The organism is Nitrospira sp., assembly GCA_030692565.1.
Lineage (GTDB): Bacteria > Nitrospirota > Nitrospiria > Nitrospirales > Nitrospiraceae > Nitrospira_D.
On sequence record JAUYAO010000007.1, the window covers coordinates 1 to 18,547 of the forward strand.

At 57.1% G+C, this 18,547-nt stretch carries 19 protein-coding genes, 1 tRNA gene, 1 other RNA gene and 1 other annotated feature (1 of these 22 cut by a window edge); of the genes, 18 read left to right on the forward strand and 3 right to left on the reverse strand.

What is annotated here, in order from left to right; all coding sequences use genetic code 11:
• Positions 1-391: 391 nt before the first annotated feature.
• A complete protein-coding gene (locus Q8N04_02105; protein ID MDP3089444.1) occupies positions 392-1,432 on the forward strand; it encodes a restriction endonuclease in 1,041 nt (346 codons plus the stop codon).
• A 108-nt stretch (positions 1,433-1,540) separates the two neighbouring features.
• Here Q8N04_02105 and Q8N04_02110 read toward each other — a convergent pair whose 3' ends face one another.
• Together Q8N04_02110 and Q8N04_02115 are read right to left on the reverse strand one after the other, a co-directional pair.
• Positions 1,541-1,954 (reverse strand): DUF86 domain-containing protein, encoded by a 414-nt coding sequence (locus Q8N04_02110; GenBank protein MDP3089445.1) that lies wholly within the window; start codon positions 1,952-1,954, stop codon positions 1,541-1,543.
• On the reverse strand, positions 1,947-2,342 hold the full coding sequence (locus Q8N04_02115) for a nucleotidyltransferase domain-containing protein (GenBank protein ID MDP3089446.1): 396 nt from the start codon (positions 2,340-2,342) through the stop codon (positions 1,947-1,949). The genes Q8N04_02110 and Q8N04_02115 overlap by 8 nt, the downstream gene beginning before the upstream one ends.
• A gap of 181 nt (positions 2,343-2,523) precedes the next feature.
• Between Q8N04_02115 and hisH the strand changes: the two genes are divergently transcribed.
• The 10 genes from hisH to Q8N04_02165 all read left to right on the forward strand — a co-directional run bounded on the left by hisH (position 2,524) and on the right by Q8N04_02165 (position 11,217).
• The gene (gene hisH / locus Q8N04_02120) at positions 2,524-3,132 is read left to right on the forward strand and encodes an imidazole glycerol phosphate synthase subunit HisH (protein ID MDP3089447.1); all 609 of its coding nucleotides are present in this window, start codon (positions 2,524-2,526) and stop codon (positions 3,130-3,132) included.
• The gene (locus tag Q8N04_02125) at positions 3,129-3,875 is read left to right on the forward strand and encodes a hypothetical protein (protein MDP3089448.1); all 747 of its coding nucleotides are present in this window, start codon (positions 3,129-3,131) and stop codon (positions 3,873-3,875) included. The genes hisH and Q8N04_02125 overlap by 4 nt, the downstream gene beginning before the upstream one ends.
• Position 3,876: 1 nt before the next feature.
• Positions 3,877-4,605, forward strand: coding sequence for a 1-(5-phosphoribosyl)-5-[(5-phosphoribosylamino)methylideneamino]imidazole-4-carboxamide isomerase (hisA, locus tag Q8N04_02130; protein ID MDP3089449.1), 729 nt, complete (start codon positions 3,877-3,879; stop codon positions 4,603-4,605).
• Positions 4,599-5,381, forward strand: coding sequence for an imidazole glycerol phosphate synthase subunit HisF (gene hisF / locus Q8N04_02135; GenBank protein ID MDP3089450.1), 783 nt, complete (start codon positions 4,599-4,601; stop codon positions 5,379-5,381). The genes hisA and hisF overlap by 7 nt, the downstream gene beginning before the upstream one ends.
• Positions 5,332-6,057 carry a bifunctional phosphoribosyl-AMP cyclohydrolase/phosphoribosyl-ATP diphosphatase HisIE gene (hisIE, locus tag Q8N04_02140; GenBank protein MDP3089451.1) on the forward strand — a complete coding sequence of 242 codons (726 nt, stop codon included), beginning with the start codon at positions 5,332-5,334 and terminating at the stop codon, positions 6,055-6,057. The genes hisF and hisIE overlap by 50 nt, the downstream gene beginning before the upstream one ends.
• Before the next feature lie 14 nt (positions 6,058-6,071).
• A complete protein-coding gene (locus tag Q8N04_02145) occupies positions 6,072-6,416 on the forward strand; it encodes a histidine triad nucleotide-binding protein (GenBank protein MDP3089452.1) in 345 nt (114 codons plus the stop codon).
• Between the two features lie 123 nt (positions 6,417-6,539).
• Positions 6,540-8,363 (forward strand): DNA primase, encoded by a 1,824-nt coding sequence (gene dnaG / locus Q8N04_02150; GenBank protein ID MDP3089453.1) that lies wholly within the window; start codon positions 6,540-6,542, stop codon positions 8,361-8,363.
• Positions 8,364-8,365: 2 nt separating this feature from the next.
• Positions 8,366-10,195, forward strand: a complete 1,830-nt coding sequence (gene rpoD, locus Q8N04_02155) for an RNA polymerase sigma factor RpoD (protein ID MDP3089454.1) — start codon at positions 8,366-8,368, stop codon at positions 10,193-10,195.
• Between the two features lie 106 nt (positions 10,196-10,301).
• Positions 10,302-10,378: transfer RNA gene (locus Q8N04_02160), tRNA-Ile, on the forward strand.
• A gap of 62 nt (positions 10,379-10,440) precedes the next feature.
• Positions 10,441-11,217 (forward strand): C4-type zinc ribbon domain-containing protein, encoded by a 777-nt coding sequence (locus Q8N04_02165; GenBank protein MDP3089455.1) that lies wholly within the window; start codon positions 10,441-10,443, stop codon positions 11,215-11,217.
• Here the strand turns inward: Q8N04_02165 and rnhC are convergent.
• Positions 11,214-11,870 (reverse strand): ribonuclease HIII, encoded by a 657-nt coding sequence (gene rnhC / locus Q8N04_02170; GenBank protein ID MDP3089456.1) that lies wholly within the window; start codon positions 11,868-11,870, stop codon positions 11,214-11,216. The genes Q8N04_02165 and rnhC overlap by 4 nt on opposite strands.
• Before the next feature lie 112 nt (positions 11,871-11,982).
• On the opposite strand from rnhC, the gene Q8N04_02175 reads away from it, so the two are divergent.
• The 7 genes from Q8N04_02175 (at position 11,983) to pssA (ending at position 18,413) form a co-directional block, all read left to right on the forward strand.
• Complete coding sequence (locus Q8N04_02175; protein ID MDP3089457.1) at positions 11,983-12,846, forward strand: M48 family metallopeptidase; 864 nt, start codon at positions 11,983-11,985, stop codon at positions 12,844-12,846.
• A 67-nt stretch (positions 12,847-12,913) separates the two neighbouring features.
• An RNA gene (gene rnpB, locus Q8N04_02180) (RNase P RNA component class A) lies at positions 12,914-13,337 on the forward strand.
• 235 nt (positions 13,338-13,572) lie between these two features.
• Positions 13,573-15,348, forward strand: coding sequence for a biosynthetic-type acetolactate synthase large subunit (gene ilvB / locus Q8N04_02185; protein MDP3089458.1), 1,776 nt, complete (start codon positions 13,573-13,575; stop codon positions 15,346-15,348).
• 11 nt (positions 15,349-15,359) lie between these two features.
• Positions 15,360-15,878 carry an acetolactate synthase small subunit gene (ilvN, locus tag Q8N04_02190; GenBank protein ID MDP3089459.1) on the forward strand — a complete coding sequence of 173 codons (519 nt, stop codon included), beginning with the start codon at positions 15,360-15,362 and terminating at the stop codon, positions 15,876-15,878.
• Between the two features lie 53 nt (positions 15,879-15,931).
• The gene (gene ilvC, locus Q8N04_02195; GenBank protein ID MDP3089460.1) at positions 15,932-16,948 is read left to right on the forward strand and encodes a ketol-acid reductoisomerase; all 1,017 of its coding nucleotides are present in this window, start codon (positions 15,932-15,934) and stop codon (positions 16,946-16,948) included.
• A 14-nt stretch (positions 16,949-16,962) separates the two neighbouring features.
• The gene (locus tag Q8N04_02200) at positions 16,963-17,613 is read left to right on the forward strand and encodes a phosphatidylserine decarboxylase family protein (protein MDP3089461.1); all 651 of its coding nucleotides are present in this window, start codon (positions 16,963-16,965) and stop codon (positions 17,611-17,613) included.
• Positions 17,610-18,413 carry a CDP-diacylglycerol--serine O-phosphatidyltransferase gene (gene pssA, locus Q8N04_02205; protein ID MDP3089462.1) on the forward strand — a complete coding sequence of 268 codons (804 nt, stop codon included), beginning with the start codon at positions 17,610-17,612 and terminating at the stop codon, positions 18,411-18,413. Before Q8N04_02200 ends, pssA begins: the two co-directional genes overlap by 4 nt.
• Positions 18,409-18,547, forward strand: a binding site (T-box leader); it runs 95 nt beyond the window's last position. Its footprint overlaps the gene before it by 5 nt.

The following is an 18,547-nucleotide window of genomic DNA, read 5'->3' on the forward strand; positions in this document are numbered from 1 at the left end:
CCCCAAACCGATCACAATTCCACTCATTGGCACACGTATCGGCCACACCCTTCGGCGGCGGACCGAATCGCTGCTGGTCCTGCCGTGAATCTACGTCTTGTCACGCATGGTCAGCCATTACTCGGACAGGCTCCTAGGGCATGATATTGACGCGGAGTGGCGGGGGCAGGCTTCTCAGTAGGAGCTTGCCCTTTGCGTTTCCTTATAGGGCAGGGAAAAGTAATAAAGGTAGTTAGTGAGAAATGACAACTAACTATGCTGCTGGATTATGATTCCTGTAATGGCGTAGGGGGGTACATTAACAACTAGCCTCTTAGTATTGGCTTCGAGAAGATGGCAGGTACTGTCGGCTTGTCTTAATTTCTTTTGAGGAGTTTAGAGGGGACCTGACATGGGAGACCGTCGCGTAGATCGAATCGTTCGATTGTTGCAGGGGCGTGAGGGTAGGGCAGCCATCAAAGATCTTCTTACGGAGCTGCGCAGAGAAGAGGACTATCCGGATCTTCCCCCGCAATCCATTTATATTGCTATAACGCAAGAAAATGACCGTCTGAATGAGCAGGGCGAGCGTACCCGCTTTGTAACTTCTCGTGAGGGAGAGGCGCGAGGGTGGGTTCGTCTCCGTGAGGAGACAGAGATCATATCAGGGTCGGAAGCAACAGAAATTGAGAGGAGTGTAAAGAAACAGAATGAAGACATTGATGGTGATATCCGTGAATGGCTTAGAGGGATGGACTGGAGGACCTTTGAGTCAACGTTTCTTGCTAGGGTGCTTGAGGCTCTTGGTTTTCAGGATGTGGAGATTACCCAGGCAACACGCGATGGCGGTGCTGACGCTCGGGTGAAGTATCGCCGTGGAATAGTTGAAGCACGAGCGATTGTTTCTGCCAAGAGATGGACAACGAGAACAGTACCAGTTGACGAGGTTCGTCAACTGCGAGGTATTAAGGGGGAAGAGGATACAGCCATCATCGTCAGTACTGGCCAATTCAGTTCAGATGCGAAAAGCGAAGCACAGCCTGGGCAGAACCAGCGCATCGTCTATTTGATTGATGGCGATAAGCTTGTCGATATCTGTAAGCGGCATCAGATTGGTGTAAAGAAGGTGCCACTCCCTGAGCTCTTAGTGCTTGATCCTGAAGTTAAGGAAGTTAAAACTGAGCGCTTGCCCCGCCCTGATTTGGATAATTCTGGAACGGTTGAGAAGGTGGCGTCTCCCATGCGTCGGCTGCGGGACGAAACCCTTGGAGACTCGGATCAGGGGCTGTCTCCCGAAGAGATTGCTGAATTATCGGGATACTCACTCGGTACTGTTCGGAGCTATCTTTCCGATGAGCGTCGCCTTAAGACGCTCGGAGATGCGATTCGAGAGGACTCGCAGGCGCGAGAGAAAGCTCTGGCAATTATTGCGAGGAAGCGTCGTGGTAATTGAAAAATTACGCACTCGTTGCTCGATCTTGCCATCCACCACGAATACCTCCCGTGAAGTATAGTTTATGGTTGGTCGTATGCGAGTTGATCGATTAGCTTGATAGCGGGATTAGGTAGGCGCTTTGACGATCGTCGAAGAGAAGGCACGGAAGTCATCGAGTTGTTTGGTAATGATGGAGTGAACCACTTCCAGGTTCAGGCGGCTGTACCCGTGAATGGCGATGTTGCGGAAGCCGACCATCCGTTGCATGCGGGTTGCCAGATCGGCTGGCAGGATGCTGGCGGTCTGTAATAGCGTAAATGCGTCACGGCTTTCCTGCGGGGTTCCAAGGCGGCATTGGTTGACCACGTACATAGCGAGGTCAATGGCGGTCTCGCAGGCGCGCTGAAGGTTTAAGATGATGGCGTCTTGCTTGGTCTGATTCGCCACCAGATTCTGATTATTCCCTGCATACTCTTCGAGGATCCGCTGGAGGCAGCGTTCGATGCTGGCTGCTTTATTCAGGACCACGTCGTCAGCCATACACCACTCCGCTTGCTGCGATTCTCTTCAAGATATCTCGCCGTTCCTCATTCAGCCTGGCATAGTCCGAATAGGTATACATTTCGAACTCCCGTCTGGCCGGCTCGTCCGGTGCATCGAGGCACGTACCTGTCGAGATGACCTGCATTCGCATGACCGTTGACGCGCTGCGCAAATCGACGAGATCGACATCGCGATGGAGTTGAATGGCAAGGTCTTGAGCCAGTTCGAAGCGATGCATCGCGGGAATCGGGTCGCGTGTGAGCAGGGCGAGATCTACGTCGCTGTCCGGACGAGCCGAGCCTTTCGCCTGCGAGCCAAAGCGATACAGAGCGATGAGTCCGGGGACCGATCTTCTGAAGTATTTAATAAGCGTGCGATCGTCCATTTTGGGGCTGGCCTTCGTGTTGGTTCAGGCTACTGGTTCATCTATGTCCTGTCAATCTTCAGATGAGGGTCTTTGTGACCGTCAAGGGAGGGGGCTTGCTAATGCTGCTCAGGTCGTTTGCCAGTGGCAGGTTGCCGCTGGTTGCGGTATTGTTACGCCTTTCCTGGAATTGGACAGATTCATGATCGCAATCATCGACTACGGCATGGGCAATTTGCGCAGTGTCCACAAGGCGTTTGAGGCCGTCGGCCATCATGCGGTGGTGACACGCGATGTGGGCGTGATCAAGAGCGCCAGTCATGTCGTGTTACCCGGAGTCGGAGCGTTCGGCGATTGTATGGCCAACCTCGAACAGTATGGGCTGGTTGATGCCGTTCGCATGGCGATTCAGTCGGGTAAACCGTTTCTGGGCATTTGTCTGGGGCTTCAACTGCTGTTCACGGAAAGTGAAGAGTTCGGCATGCATAAGGGCCTGGACATTATTCCAGGCAAGGTGCGCAGGTTTCCCGCTGATCCCGCGTTGAAAGTTCCTCATATGGGATGGAACCAGGTGAATATGCAGCGTGCCTGCCCGGTGTTTGCCGGGATCCCGAACGGCGCGAACTGGTATTTTGTTCATTCGTATTTCGTCGATCCTGTCGAGACGCAGATTGCGGCGACAACGACAACCTACGGAATCCCCTTTGTCTCGAGCGTGTGGAAGGACAACGTGGTGGCCTGCCAATTTCATCCCGAGAAGAGCCAGGCGGTCGGCTTGCAGCTGATCAAGAATTTCGGGGCCTGGACGTGAGGGTCGCGACTACTCATCTTCAGAGGTTAGGCTTGGTGTGCCTGGCCGGAGCGGTCTTGGCAGTGGCGGGGTGTAGCGGTTCGAAGGTCACCACGAAGGCGTCGAATGAGCTGCCGAAGTATCAGGTGAAGACCATGGCCTTCGTCCCGTTCACGACGATCGCCACTCCGCAGGTCCGTGATCAGGGGGATCCGTTCATGTCGGCGCCGCAAAGCGTTCGCCGGTCTGATATTTCGGTCGGGGTACCGTCAAACGTGGAACCTCCTCCCCGGCAGACGGTCATCGTCCCGGCTGCTGCGGCAGAGAAGGTAACGCAGCTCTTCTGGTCCCGGCTTCGGCATCGCACCGGTGTCGTCGTCTCGTCACCCGGTGATGCGGGGAAAGCCGCGGCCTCGCTTGGCGGAGATTCGCTGAAGACCACGCCGGAAATGACCGCCGCGGCCGTGGCCAAGAAGCTGAAGCAGGACGCCGCTCTGATCGGGCAGGTGTTGGTCTATCAGGAGCGAGTGGGCAGTCGGCTCGGGGCAAACCCTCCAGCCTCTGTCGGGTTTGAGCTCAAAGTGGTGGCAGCAGATGGGCAGGTGTTGTGGGTCGGCAACTATTATGAGCGCCAGCGCCCGATGACCGAAGACTTTATGGGGTTCATTCATCGCTGGGCCTTCGTCACAGCGGACGAACTGGCGGAGTACGGTGTGGATGAAGTGTTGAAAGAATTTCCATTCGGAGCAGGGGGAGAGAAGTAACGTGCTTGTGATTCCAGCCATCGATTTGAAAGACGGGCGTTGTGTGCGGTTGCGCCAGGGCGATATGGCCGCAGAGACGGTGTATTCGGAGGATGTCCCGGCGGTGGCTCGAAAGTGGCAGCAAGGCGGGGCAGGCCTCATTCATGTCGTCGATTTAAACGGGGCGGTCGACGGTGAGCCCCGGAATCTTCCGCAGATCGAAGCGGTGATGAAGACAGTGAGTGTGAAGGTGCAGGTCGGCGGCGGCATTCGCACGATCGAGACGGTGCGGCGTTATCTCAATGCCGGGGTTTCGCGCGTGGTGCTCGGAACCGCGGCGCTTACGGATCGCGCATTTCTTGAGCAGGCCTGCAAAGAGTTTCCTCAGCGCATTCTGCTCGGGCTCGACGCGCGTGACGGCAAGGTGGCGGTGAAGGGGTGGACGGCCGTATCGGAAACAAAGGCCATCGATTTGCTTAAAGACCTGGCCGGGCTCGCGATCAGCGCGGTGATCTATACCGACATTTCCCGCGATGGCATGCTGAGCGGGCCTAACATACCGGCGTTGCAAGAGGTGGTCGACCAGTCCGCCTTCCCCGTCATTGCCTCGGGTGGCATCACGCGCGTAGAGGATCTGCAAGCGGTTCACGCGCTCGGCCCACGCATTGAAGGCGCGATCGTCGGGAAGGCGATGTATGACGGGAAGTTGGATTATGCCGCAGCGGTTGCGGCCTTGGGCGCACGATGCTGACGAAACGAATCATTCCTTGCCTTGATGTCAAGGATGGCCGGGTGGTGAAGGGTGTCAGCTTCGTCAATCTTCGCGATGCGGGCGATCCGGTAGAAGTGGCGGCGGTCTATGATCGGGAAGGGGCGGACGAGCTGTGTTTTCTCGATATCACCGCGTCGCATGAAAATCGGAAGACGATTATCGACGTGGTCGAACAAACCGCCGCGCGTGTGTTCATGCCCGTGACTGTCGGCGGCGGGGTTCGGACGCTCGATGACATCCGCGCCTTGCTCAATGCCGGCGCCGATAAGGTGAGCATCAATACGGCGGCGGTTCAACGGCCGGAATTTGTACGGGAGGCGGCGCAGAAATTCGGGACTCAGTGTATCGTCGTCGCGATCGATGCGAAGCGCGGTATCACGCCCGGTCGATGGGAAGTCTTTACGCATGGCGGGCGAAAAGCCACCGGGCTCGATGCGGTGGAGTGGGCGAAACGGATGGAAACCTACGGGGCGGGAGAGATCTTGCTGACGAGCATGGATCAAGACGGCCAGCAAAGCGGCTATGATTTAGGGCTGACGGCGGCGGTGTCAGAAGCCGCCTCGATTCCGGTGATCGCGTCAGGCGGAGTCGGCACGCTCGAGCATCTCTACGACGGATTTACGAAGGGGAAGGCCGATGCGGTGCTGGCGGCCTCGATTTTTCATTTCCGGACGTATACGATTCCGCAGGCCAAAGAATATTTACGTGAGAAAGGCGTGCCGGTGCGGCTTGATCACGCCGTACCGGTTGCGTGACATCATGGGACAAGGCGACGGGGCACAGGCTTTCAAGTTTGATGCGCAGGGGCTGATTCCAGCCGTTGTGCAGGACTGGCTGGACGGAACGGTCCTGATGGTCGGGTATATGAACCAGGACGCGTTGAATCAAACCGTCGCCACCAAGACGGTTCACTTCTGGAGCCGGTCGCGCCAGAAGCTCTGGGAGAAGGGGGAAACATCGGGGCACAAACTCCATGTGAAAACCCTCTATGTGGATTGTGATCGCGATACCATTCTCGTGAAGGCGCAACCGGTTGGACCGACTTGTCACACCGGAGAACGGGCCTGTTTTTTCACGCCGCTGGATGAGTCGGGTGGGGTGGGCCCCGGTAAAACCGATGAGGCTGCAGGCGGCATTCTTGAGGCGGTGCTGCGGACGATCGAGACGCGGCGGGCCAATCCCCAGCCGGGGTCGTATACGACAAAGTTATTTGAGGGGGGGCACGACAAGATCCTCAAGAAAGTGGCAGAAGAAGCCGGCGAAGTGCTGCTGGCGTCGAAGGGCGGAAAGAAAGAGGAAATCGTTTACGAGATCGCCGATCTGTTTTTTCATACGCTCATGGTCTTAGGCTACCATGACATTCCTCTGTCCGTGATCTATCAAGAGTTAGCGAAGCGGTTTGGGAAGTCCGGCCTCAGGACGGAACAATAGCCAGGGAGGGCACGGTGAGTACCTGTATTTTTTGCCGTATCGTCGATGGCAGCATTCCCGCAAAAGTGGTGTATCAGGACGAGCATACATTAGCGTTCGATGATGTCAGCCCTCAGGCACCCGTTCACACCTTGGTCATTCCAAAGCGGCATGTCGCAGCCGTTCAGGATTTCGGCGAGGAAGATCAAGCGTTGCTTGGCCGCTTGCTCTTGACTTGTCGGCAGGTTGCCACAGACAAGGGCCTTGCCGAACCGGGTTATCGAATTGTGGCCAATACAGGGCGAGACGGAGGGCAAACCGTTTTGCACCTGCATTTTCATGTACTTGGCGGTCGTCACCTCGGCTGGCCTCCAGGCTAGGCGGTCTCCCTCATAATTGACAGGGTTTCAAGCGGTCTGATACCCTGACCAGTCAAATTTTCCGATCATTTACAGGCTAGCTCGTCGGTCGACCATGACGGGTGCAAAGGAGCCAGGACTCTCGTGGGCCGAGGCCTGATTTCTGACGACATCATCAATCAGATTCGTGACCGGATCGATATCGCGGATATCGTCGGCCATCATGTCTCGCTCACTAGAGCAGGACAGAATCTCAAGGGGTTGTGCCCGTTCCATCAGGAAAAAAGTCCGTCGTTTACGGTGAGTCCCTCACGGCAGATTTTTCATTGTTTCGGCTGTGGGGCCGGCGGCAATGTGTTTTCGTTTTTGACGCGAATTACGGGAGCCAGTTTCCCTGAAGTCGTGCGTGATCTCGGTCGAAAGGTCGGGATTGAGGTTCAGGAGTCGGCCGGGGTCAATCCGCAGGCTGCTCAGTTCGGGCGTATCGAGCAAGTGAACCAGGCCGCGTCTTCGTGGTTTCACAAGAATCTACAGGATGCAAGAGCCGGGGAGCCCGCACGAGCTTATCTCGCCGAGCGGGGCATCGAACCGGCCACGATTACGCGATTTGCCATCGGTGTGGCGTTGGGGGAATGGGAAGCCTTGATCAAGGCGTTGACGCATCAAGGGTTTACGGCAGGTGATCTGGCGGCGGCCGGGTTGACCGTTGCGCGGGAGCAGGCGGGGAAAGGGGCCACGGGCTTCTATGATCGATTCAGAGCCCGCGTCATGTTTCCGATCGTCGATTTGCGCAAGCGTGTGGTGGGATTCGGCGGAAGGACGCTCGGAGACGGCACACCCAAGTATTTGAATTCTCCTGATACGCCGTTATTCAAGAAGGGGCAGACGCTGTTTGCCTTCGACCAGGCGCGCGAGGCGATCGCTCGAACGAAGACCGTGATTGTGGTGGAAGGCTATTTCGATGCGATTGCGTTGCATCAGGCCGGGATCACCCATACCGTAGCCACGCTCGGCACGGCGCTGACGGCGGAGCACATTCAAGCCCTCCGGCGGTTTGCGACGAATGTCGTATTGCTGTTCGATCCGGATGCCGCCGGTGTGCGAGCGGCGCTGCGAGGATTGGATTTGTTTGTGAACAGCGGTCTCGGGGTCAAGGTCGTGACATTACCGGACGGAGACGACCCTGACACGTACGTTCGGAAAGCCGGAGCAGAGGCGTTTGCGCAACTCGAGGCGGCGGCTCCGAGCCTGTTAGACTATGCGTTGGAGCATAGCGTGAAAGAGGCCGAGTCCGGATCGCTCGAAGGCCGGATCCGCAGTGTGGATGAAATATTACGCATCCTTCAGAAGAGCGAACATCCGATCGAACGGGAAGAACGGCTGCGAGTGGTTGCGGAGCGTCTGGGGATCAATCAGCAGCGCTTGATTGAACGGTATCCGGCATTAATAGCTGAGCAGCGGAAGACTGCCGGGGTGCCGGCCCCATCACCGAAACCCGTTCCGGCTTTCAAGGGCGTTCCCGAGGAGCGGGATCTCGCCTTTTTGCTGTTGCAGGGGAAATTGTCTCCGGCGGATATTCGCCGGTTGAAGCCCGAGCTCTTTTCAATCCCGGCCTGCCAGAAGCTCGTGGCTTGTGCGTTGGAGCATTTGGGAGCGGATGGACGCGTTGAAGTGCGAGCGTTCCTTGATGCGGCGATGGACGATCCAGATTGTGGGACGTTGGCCACCGAATTCTCGCTGCGGGACGACCATTTCGACGATCTCTCGGAGCATATCAAGGGCTGCCTGGATCAGCTGGACCGGAAACGTTCCGAGGCGGCCATGCGCGAGCTCATCTCACGCCTCAAAGGGGCTGAACGTGAAGGACGTTGGGAAGACGTGCAGTCGATCAATCTGCAAGTGAATGAATTGCAAATGCGGAAAGCCGGCACGCCAGTCGCCGGCACAGTCTCATTGGTGAAGGAGTAGTTATGGCGAAGCAAGAGTTGCTCGGCGAGGTGAAGAAACTCATTACGATCGGGAAGGAAAAAGGATTCCTGACCTACGATGAGTTGAATAACACCCTGCCGGCGGAGGTGGTGTCCTCCGACCAGTTCGGCAGCATCATGACGATGTTCGGCGAATTGGACATTGAGATTGTGGATGCGCCGGATGGCGAGCGGACACAGAAGCGGACGGAGCGGGGTGAGGCCGCCGACGATACGGAGGAAGCGGAGACCGAGACCGAGGCGGAAGCCGAGGAAGAAAACGAAAAACCGATCGATCTCACGCCCGGAGCCTTGAGCCGCACCGACGATCCCGTTCGTCTGTATTTGAAGGAAATGGGCAGCGTCGCCTTGCTGAGCCGCGAAGGGGAAATTGAGATCGCCAAGCGGATCGAAGAAGGAAAGAAGGAAGTGGCGTCGGTGATCTACGGATTGCCCATGACGATCGAGTTTGTGCTGGCCCTGCGCGATCAGCTCAAGGATGGAAAGATCGATGTGCGCGAGATCGTGCCGGTAAAAGAAACCGAGGAGGAGCTCGAAGAGGAGCAGCAGCCGATCGAGCGGGACTATGAAGAGCTGCGCGTGAAGACGCTGGAGGCGTTGAACACGGTCCGGAAAGTCTCATTGTCGCTGAAGGCCCTCGTCGAGAAAGAAAAGTCTCTCGGGAGTGATCCGGCGAAGCAAAAGCAATACAAGAAGCAGTTCGATCTGGCCCGGCAGCAGGTCGTCGACAAGATCGAGTCGGTGAATTTGCACGGCGTCCTGAAGGATCGCATGGTCCAGCGTGTGCGCGATCTGGCCGTGCAGTTCCGGATGGCCGAGCGGGAAGTGGCGAGCTGTCAGCGGCGCATTGGAATCGGCGGCGAGGCCGGTGCCGAGCAGCTGAGGAAAATGTGCCGGACGAGGCCGGACTTTCTGGCCGTCAGGCGAAAGGCCGGAGTGTCCGAGGAGACCCTCTCGGACATCAAGAAAATCTATCAGGCGGCGAAGGCACGGATCAGGCAGCTGGAAACGGAAGAGGCCTTGGTTCCGGCAGAAGAAATCAAAGATGCTGTGAAGCATCTGGATGTCGCCGAGGATAAGGTCAAGCGCGGGAAGGCGGAGCTGGTTGAGGCCAATCTGCGCCTTGTGGTGAGCATTGCCAAGAAGTATACGAACCGAGGATTGCAGTTTCTGGATCTCATCCAGGAAGGCAATATCGGGTTGATGAAGGCGGTGGATAAGTTTGAGTATCAGCGTGGCTACAAGTTCAGTACCTATGCGACCTGGTGGATCCGGCAGGCGATTACCAGGGCGATTGCGGATCAGGCCCGTACGATCCGCATTCCCGTGCACATGATCGAAACGATCAATAAATTGATCCGGACCTCCCGGCATCTCGTCCAGAAGCTGGGCCGTGAGCCGTTGCCGGAGGAAATCGCCGAGCGGATGGACTTGCCCCTCGACAAGGTCCGGAAGATTCTCAAGATCGCGCGCGAGCCGATTTCTCTGGAGACGCCGATCGGGGAAGAAGAAGACAGCCATTTGGGCGACTTTATCGAGGACAAGAAGGCGGTCTCCCCGCTGGAAGCCGCGATCCGGTACGATTTGCAGCGCCAGATCAACAGTGCGCTGGAAACATTGACCCCGCGCGAAGAAAAAGTCTTGCGCAAGCGGTTTGGGATCGGCGAAGCCACCGACCACACGCTGGAAGAAGTCGGGCAGGATTTTGAAGTGACTCGTGAGCGTATCCGGCAAATCGAAGCCAAAGCACTGCGCAAGTTGCGGCATCCAAGCCGGAGCAAAAAGCTGCGAAGCTTTGTCGAAAGCGTGTAACACCAGGCCGTCCGTGGGCCATTTGACTCCATGGGAGGCGCGGCCTAGAATCATCCGACCTGTGTCGGGTGAGCAGAGAGAGCGTGAATCACCGGTTCACCCGATCGGGCCCATAGCTCAGGTGGTTAGAGCGGCTGACTCATAATCAGCTGGTCCTAGGTTCAAGTCCTAGTGGGCCCACCACATCTGGCGTGGCCCGTTGCGCCCCGAGTCGTCTCACTACGAATGTCGTGTTAAGGAGTCCGTTGAGCCAGAAACTGTCCCCCCTGCTCGCCCTGCAAAAACTGGATCTCCGCATTCTGGAGATTACTGAACAGCGTCGGAAGATCCCTGAGCGGCTGAATATCGCCGAAGCGCCGCTTCGCGAGGATACGCAGTTGCTGACCGACGCGAAGACGGGGGTTGACGCGCTGGTGAAAGAGCGGCGTACCCACGAAAAAGACCTTGAAATGCACGAAGCGCAGACCGAGAAAATGAAGTCGCACGCCGCGAGTCTGAAAACGAACAAGGAGTATCAAGCGCACCTGTTCGAAATTGAATTGGCGAACAAAAAACGTGGAGAGTTCGAAGAAAAGATCTTGGTCTCAATGGACAAGATCGACCAGCTGCAAGGGACGATCAAAGAGCTGCAGGGGAAAGTGAATGCGGCACAGGCCGTGTTTTCCAAGGAAAAACAAGCGCTCGATGCGGCGGACAAGGAGCTCGCCACGGAGCTGGCGCAGCTTGAGGCTGAACAGCGCGCGGCGGCGAAACAGATCGACCCCAATCTGCTTGCGCGCTATACGCATATCAAGTTGTCCCGGAAAGACGGGGCGATTGCTGCCGTGCGTGAAGGGATGTGCGCCGGATGCCGGCTCCAGATCCCGCCGCAGTTGATCGCGCAAGTCAGACGATCCGACGATCTCCACGTATGCCCCTACTGCCGCCGGATGCTCTATTGGGAAGGCGAGATCCCGACCGAATCCGCTTCAGCCCTGAGTGTCGCCAGGAAGAACGACCTGGAAGTCGGGGAGTCGGTCTAAGCAAGTCCTGCCAGTACGGCCTGGGTAGTTTTGAAGTGCAACTTCGCGACATTCCCAAGGCGCTCTTGTCCGTGTTTTTTGATCACCATTCTGGCTGCCAGTTCCACGGTGGCTGATGCTCCCTTCGGAAGTGTCGTCCCTACCTCTTCGGATAATCGTTTGAGTCGAATCAAAAACTCTGCGCGCGCGAGGATCGACGCGGCGGCGACGGCTATGTCAGACTCGGCTTTTGGCCGCTGTTCCAGCACGATCGTGCGGCCCTTGGCTTGGAGTGCGCTCAGAATCAGCCGCTCATCTCCGAATTGATCCGCAATCGCTCGACCGCACGACACCTTGTCGAGCAGGTTTTCCAGGGCACGGGCGTGGCCCCAGGCCAGCAAGCGATTCAAGTTCTTAATCTTCGCGTACAGCTCATTGTATTTCTGCGGGCCAATGGCGACGATGCTGTGGGGGCAGATGGTTTTGATATCCGGCGCCATGTCGAGGATCCGACCGTCCGAGATTTTCTTGCTGTCCCGCACCTGCATGAGAGCCAGCTCGCCTTGGGTGACGGCGTCCACAAAAACGGCGGCGATGACGAGCGGGCCGAAGTAGTCGCCTTTTCCCGATTCGTCGATGCCGATACGTTCGACCGATGTATGGGTAACTGCCACTACGTGCTCCCGGTAGAAATTTTATCGAGGGCGCGGTAATCTAACGAATTAAAGCGGGGGCGGTCAATTGAATGACAAGCTTCATCGACGAGTGGTGCGTAAGGGAGAGCCTATGATAGCCAGCATATGGAGCATGCGACAGGTCGCGATTGGAGCGTTGCTGGGCACGCTGTTGGGGATTGGCGGGTGTGAAACCAATCCTTACACAGGCCGCCAACAACTCCTGATGACGTCAGTGGATCAGGAAATGCAAATGGGTACGCAAGCCTATGCCCAGGTGAAGAACGATCCGAAGATGCGGCAGTCCCAGGATCCCCGTGAGATCGAGCCGGTGAAGCGCGTTGCCGCGCGGATTATTGAAGCAGCCAAACGGTCGAAGTACGGAGAGATGGCACAGCAGTTTCAGTGGGAAGTGACCGTGATTAAGGACGACAAAACGCTGAACGCATTTGCGTTGCCGGGTGGAAAGATGGCGGTCTATACGGGGATCTTTTCGGTTGCCAAGACGGAGGCCGGTCTCGCCGCGGTGATGGGCCATGAAGTCGTTCATGCTCTGGCGCGCCATGGGGCGGAGCGAATGAGTCAGGGGCAATTGACGAACGCCGCCCTGCAGGTAGCGGGAGCAGCAGCCGGCGCCAGCGGCGGCGGTGGGTTGATGTCGCAAGCGGCGATGGCAGCGCTTGGTGTCGGCGCCCAGGTTGGGGTATTGCTTCCGTTTAGCCGGAAGCACGAGTCTGAGGCTGACTATATCGGCATTCTCTTGGCGGCGGATGCAGGCTATGATCCGCGCGAGTCGGTAGGTTTGTGGGAGCGGATGGCGCAGTTATCAGGAGGCGGTGGTCCCGCCGAGTTCATGTCAACCCATCCCGGTCACGAGACACGCATCGAACAGTTGAAGCAATGGATGCCGGAAGCTATGGCCATCTACCAGACGAAACAGCCGGTTCCTCCAATGCTCTTACCCGTGGCCCCATAGCGGGCAGTTTGTTGAGACGCTGCCCTTGAAAGCCTGGGATTCCAGCCCTATAGTGTAGGTGCGCGAGAGAGGAGACTGGGTGATCGCTCGGCACCTTGTGTGCCGGGAGGAAAGTCCGGACTCCATGGGCGGGGCGCTGGGTAATTCCCAGGCGGAGTAATCCGACACCTGCACCACAGAAAACAAACCGCCGATGGCCAAGGCGACGGGATCCCATCTCGTCGCTACGGATCAGGTAAGGGTGAAACGGCGGGGTAAGAGCCCACCGCAGGGATGGTGACATCGCTGGCACGGTAAGCGTCGCCCGGTGCAAGGCCAAATAGGAAGACACGTGCGGTGCTCGCAAGGGCACGGCGCAACGACTGGCCCGGTCGAGGTCTTCGGGTAGGTCGCTCGAGGTTCGGGGTAACTCGAATCCCAGAGAAATGATCACCCAGGCATGAACTCCGGTTCATGCGGGACAGAATCCGGCTTATAGGTTTCCTCGCTCGCGCTTTTTTTGTGTTAAGCGGTGCTTCAATTGTTCTCCTCGGCTGTGCTGATGAGGGGGGATGGCCCTGGCGGCTCTTGACCCTCATCTAGCGTGGTGTTAGGATCTCGCATTCTTTCCTATTGATATTGCACAAATTTCCGTGTGGATTGGCCAGAGGTTCTAGGATGGCCATTTCGTGAAGGGCTGCACGTTCTTGAAAACAGTACTCCGGGCATCCGGGGGAGGGAAACGATATGAAGCTCAACGGGTCTGAGATATTGATCGAGAGTCTCAAGCGGGAGGGGGTCAAAACGATCTTCGCGCTTCCCGGTGGCGTGGTCCTCAAGATATTCGACATGCTCCATCAGCAGAAAGACATAGACGTCATCTTGACGCGGCATGAACAGGGTGCCGGCCACATGGCCGAAGGCTATGCCAAAGCGACGGGGAAAGCAGGCGTGTGCTTGGTGACGTCCGGTCCCGGCATGACCAACGTCATTACCGCCTTGGCTGATGCCTACATGGACTCCGTTCCGTTGGTCTGTTTCAGCGGCCAGGTGCCCACGAGCCTGATCGGCAACGATGCGTTTCAAGAGGCCGACAATATTGGATTGAGCCGACCTTGCACGAAGTACAACTTCCTCGTGAAGGACGTCAACGATCTCGCGATGACCATTAAAGAGGCGTTTTATATCGCGACGACAGGCCGCCCGGGTCCCGTCCTTGTCGATATTCCCAAAGACGTCTCGATGGCCACAGCCGAATTTGTCTACCCCACCTCCGTCTCAATTCGGGGGTATAACCCGACGTACGACGGCAACAAGTGGCAGATCAAGCAGGCGGCCGAAGCCATCATGAAGGCCAAGAAGCCGATTCTCTATGTCGGTGGCGGCGTCGTGTTTTCAGGCGCCTCGGCCGAATTGATCGAGCTGGCGGAACTGACGCAAATCCCGGTCGATATGACCCTCATGGGGCTCGGGGCATTTCCGGGAGAACACCAGCTCTCCTTGGGGATGCTGGGTATGCACGGCACCTATCAGGCCAACATGGCCATGCACTATTCTGATCTTGTGATTGCAATCGGGGCGCGCTTTGATGACCGCGTGACGGGAAAGGTCTCGGAGTTCTGTCCTCATGCCAAGGTCATTCATGTCGATATCGATCCGACATCGATCAGAAAGAACATCAACGTCGATATTCCGATCGTCGGGGATTGCAAGACCGTTCTGCGGGAGCTGAATCAGATTCTCCGCGCGTCGGTCAACGGGGAACAGAAGGAATTACGAAAGCCCTGGTGGAAGCAAATTCGTGAGTGGGAATCCGCTCATCCGTTGTCGTATCAGCAGGATGCGGACGGACCGATCAAGCCCCAGCATGTGGTGAAGCGGTTGTATGAACTGACGAAGGACCGGGACCCGATCGTTTCAACCGATGTGGGCCAACATCAGATGTGGGCCGCCCAATATTTCAAGCTGGCCAAGCCGAATCGCTGGTTGACGTCCGGTGGGCTGGGGACCATGGGCTTTGGGTTTCCCGCGGCGATGGGCGCGCAGGCGGCGTTTCCCGGTCGGTTGGTGCTGTGCATTGCGGGGGACGGCAGCATTCAGATGAATATGCAGGAGATGGCCACGGCGGTGGTAAGCAAGCTTCCTGTGAAGATCATCGTACTGAATAACCGGTTCCATGGCATGGTCCGGCAGTGGCAGGATTTGTTCTACCAGGGCCGCTATGCCTCCAGCGACCTCGAGAATACTCCGGACTTTGTGAAGTTGGCAGAAGCCTATGGGGCCGTCGGGTTGCGCGCGAACAAGGTGGGCGATCTCGACGCGGTGCTTAGGGAAGCCATCGCGGTGGATGGGCCGGTGATTGTGGATGTGCCGACCTATCGTTTTGAAAACGTGTATCCGATGATTCCGGCCGGAGGGTGTAACCACGAGATGATCTTGGAAGATCCGCCGGAGTTGAAAAATAAACAGGCGAGCACATCCAAAGTGACGCCGGACGGTACCGATACCGTCCTGACCGCCTAAGGCATTCGAATATGGAACACATTATTTCCGTCACGGTCGAAAATAAGTTTGGCGTGTTGTCCCGTGTGGCCGGGCTGTTCAGTGGCCGGGGTTTCAATATCGAGAGTCTGTCGGTGGCGCCGACGCTGGATCCTTCGATGTCGCAGATGACGATCGTGACCTCGGGCGACGATCGCATCATCGAACAGATCGTGAAGCATCTTAACAAGCTCATCGACGTGATCAAGGTCGTCGATCTGAACGAGAGCGAGTTCGTGTCGCGCGAGACGGCCTTGATCAAGGTGCATACCAAGGCCGAAGATCGTGCTGAGGCGCTGAGAATCGCGGACATTTTTCGCGCCAACGTCATCGATTCGACGCCGGCGACCTATACCATCGAGGTCACGGGCGATCCGAAAAAGATTGAAGCCATCATCAATCTCCTGCAGCCGCTTGGGATCAAGGAATTGACTCGAACCGGGCGAGTGGCCGTGGCGCGGGAGCCGATTCGAGCGAGCGCGGTGCAGCCCAAGAAGGTGGCGCGCGAGTAGTCTGGAGTTTACGGGGCTATCTATTTCTGAAACAGGGCGTTCCTGAGGAGTTCATGATGAAGATTTATTACGACAAAGATGCCGACATTCAGCAGATTCGCAATAAGAAGGTCGCCGTGATCGGCTACGGCAGCCAGGGTCATGCGCATGCCCTCAATATGAAGGAGAGCGGCGTCAATGTGGTGATCGGTGTGCGCGAAGGCGCATCATGGAAAAAAGCCGAGCAGAGCGGACTCAAGGTCATGCCGGTCGCCGATGCCGTCAAGGCTTCCGATGTGGTGATGATCCTGGCGCCCGATGAAATGCAGGCGGCTATTTATCGTCAGGACATTGCACCGAACCTGAAGCCCGGTTCCTATCTCGCGTTCGGGCACGGGTTCAACATCCATTTCGGCCAGATCGTGCCTCCGGCGAACATCAACGTGTTTATGGTCGCTCCTAAGGGGCCCGGACACTTGGTTCGGTCTGAGTACACCAAGGGCAGTGGCGTGCCGTGTTTGCTCGCCGTTCACCAGGATCCGAGCGGGACCACGCGGCAGGTGGGCCTGGCCTATGCGAGTGCGGTCGGCGGCGGTCGCGCCGGTATTATCGAAACCAATTTCCGTGAAGAGACCGAGACCGATCTGTTCGGCGAGCAGGCCGTGCTGTGCGGCGGCCTGACATCGCTCATTCAGGCGGGCTATGAGACGTTGACGGAAGCGGGCTATTCGCCGGAGATGGCCTATTTCGAATGTCTGCATGAAGTGAAATTGATCGTCGATCTGATTTATCAGGGCGGAATTGCCAACATGCGCTATTCGATCAGCACCACGGCCAAGTATGGGGATATTACCCGTGGGCCTCGAGTGGTGACCGAGCAGACGAAGCAGGAAATGAAGAAGATCCTCGGTGAAATTCAGACCGGTCAGTTTGCCAAAGAGTGGGTGCTTGAGAATCAAGCCAATCGTCCTGTCTACAATGCGTTGCTTGCCAAAGGCGAAGCGCATCCCATCGAGGCCGTAGGGGCCAAGCTCCGGGCGATGATGCCCTGGCTGAAGAAAGATCAGCTGGTCGATAAGACCAAGAACTAGAAGGGGCGAGCCCTGTGGCTGATCGTGCCGTCGGTGTCCCGTTTGCCAAAGAGGGGTTTCCCTTCATCGGTGCGGCAGCGGGCGTTACACTCTGTGCTGGATGGATGGGTTGGACGCCGGTTGCCGCGGTGGCGGCTGGTCTGACACTGTTCGTGTCGTGGTTTTTCCGCAACCCCGCGCGGGTGATTCCGGAAGGCTCTGGACTGATCGTGGCGCCAGGCGACGGGAAAATCATTGCCATCGAAGAAGAGTTCGAGCCTCGCTATCTCAAGGACCGCAGCCTCCGGGTCACGATCTTTCTGAACGTGTTCGACGTTCACATCAACCGGATTCCCTGCGAAGGGGTCATTGAAGATGTGCAGTACCAGCCGGGACTCTTTTTGGTTGCCAGTAAGCCGGAGGCGACGATCAAGAATGAGCAAAATGCGCTGATGATTCAAGCGGCCAGCGGTGCAAGGGTCTTGTGCGTGCAAGTGGCGGGGCTCATTGCCCGGCGCATTGTCTGCTGGGTCTCCCCTAAAGATCGGGCAAAGCTCGGAGAGCGGTTTGGTTTGATCCGATTTGGTTCGCGGATGGACACATTTCTTCCCATCGGTACGAAACTCAGAGTGGCCGTTGGAGATCGTGTGAAAGGCGGAGCAACCATCTTGGGAGACCTACGATGAAGGGAAACGGCTTGCGACAATCGTTGGGGAAGGAAGCGCGGAAACGTCAGGCGATGCATCTGATTCCCAATCTCTTCACGACGGGGAACCTGTTTTGCGGTGTCTATGCCATCCTGTCTGTCTTCAATGCCAACTATATGGCGGCAGCGATTGCCATTTTGGTCGCAATGATTTTCGATGTGTTGGATGGAAAGTCGGCCCGACTGACGAACAGCACGAGCCATTTCGGATTGGAGTATGACTCCCTGTCCGATGTGGTGTCGTTCGGTGTCGCCCCGGGTCTCCTGATCTACTCCTGGGCGCTGAGCGGACAAGGTATGTTCGGTGTCGCCGTGATGTTCGCCTATGTCGCGATGGGGGCGGTCCGGCTCGCGCGTTTCAATTCAACGGTCGCGCTGGCTGACAGCAAGTACTTCACCGGGTTGGCGATTCCCGCGGCTGCCGGAGTGGTCGCGTCGCTGGTGATTCTCGACCATCATATTGTCCGGATGGGGACGGAAGTGAAGCCGGTGTTAGTGTTGGTCATCACGCTCGCTCTTTCCTTCCTCATGGTTAGTACCGTGAAGTATCGCAGCTTCAAGGATATGAAGTTCAAAGGCCGCCAGCAGATTACCTATCTAGTGTGGGGCATTCTTGCGCTCATGATGATTGCGGCCTGGCCTGAGGTGATGCTGTTTGTGGTATTTTCGGGCTATGCGTTGATGGGACCGACCGAACGATTGTTCTGGTTGATGGCGAAAGCCGTTGGGAAGAAACCTCTTTCCAAGTCTGACCAGCCTGTGATAGAACCCAAATCGTAAGGCGACGACGAGGAGTAGTAGGCGAGCCGCACAGATTTGAGAGAGCCGGCGGGTGGTGCAAGCCGGTCTGTGTGTCGCCGAACTCGCCTCTGAGCCGAATCCGTGAACCCCGAGTAATGGATTCCGCTTCGCTC

What these genes read in the sequence shown, in the direction of transcription:
- Q8N04_02105 (MDP3089444.1), top strand. Translation starts at nt 392, where the DNA reads ATGGGAGACCGTCGCGTAGATCGAATCGTTCGATTGTTGCAGGGGCGT.
- Q8N04_02110 (MDP3089445.1), bottom strand. Translation starts at nt 1,954, where the DNA reads ATGGCTGACGACGTGGTCCTGAATAAAGCAGCCAGCATCGAACGCTGC.
- Q8N04_02115 (MDP3089446.1), bottom strand. Translation starts at nt 2,342, where the DNA reads ATGGACGATCGCACGCTTATTAAATACTTCAGAAGATCGGTCCCCGGA.
- hisH (MDP3089447.1), top strand. Translation starts at nt 2,524, where the DNA reads ATGATCGCAATCATCGACTACGGCATGGGCAATTTGCGCAGTGTCCAC.
- hisF (MDP3089450.1), top strand. Translation starts at nt 4,599, where the DNA reads ATGCTGACGAAACGAATCATTCCTTGCCTTGATGTCAAGGATGGCCGG.
- rpoD (MDP3089454.1), top strand. Translation starts at nt 8,366, where the DNA reads ATGGCGAAGCAAGAGTTGCTCGGCGAGGTGAAGAAACTCATTACGATC.
- Q8N04_02175 (MDP3089457.1), top strand. Translation starts at nt 11,983, where the DNA reads ATGATAGCCAGCATATGGAGCATGCGACAGGTCGCGATTGGAGCGTTG.
- ilvB (MDP3089458.1), top strand. Translation starts at nt 13,573, where the DNA reads ATGAAGCTCAACGGGTCTGAGATATTGATCGAGAGTCTCAAGCGGGAG.
- ilvN (MDP3089459.1), top strand. Translation starts at nt 15,360, where the DNA reads ATGGAACACATTATTTCCGTCACGGTCGAAAATAAGTTTGGCGTGTTG.
- ilvC (MDP3089460.1), top strand. Translation starts at nt 15,932, where the DNA reads ATGATGAAGATTTATTACGACAAAGATGCCGACATTCAGCAGATTCGC.
- pssA (MDP3089462.1), top strand. Translation starts at nt 17,610, where the DNA reads ATGAAGGGAAACGGCTTGCGACAATCGTTGGGGAAGGAAGCGCGGAAA.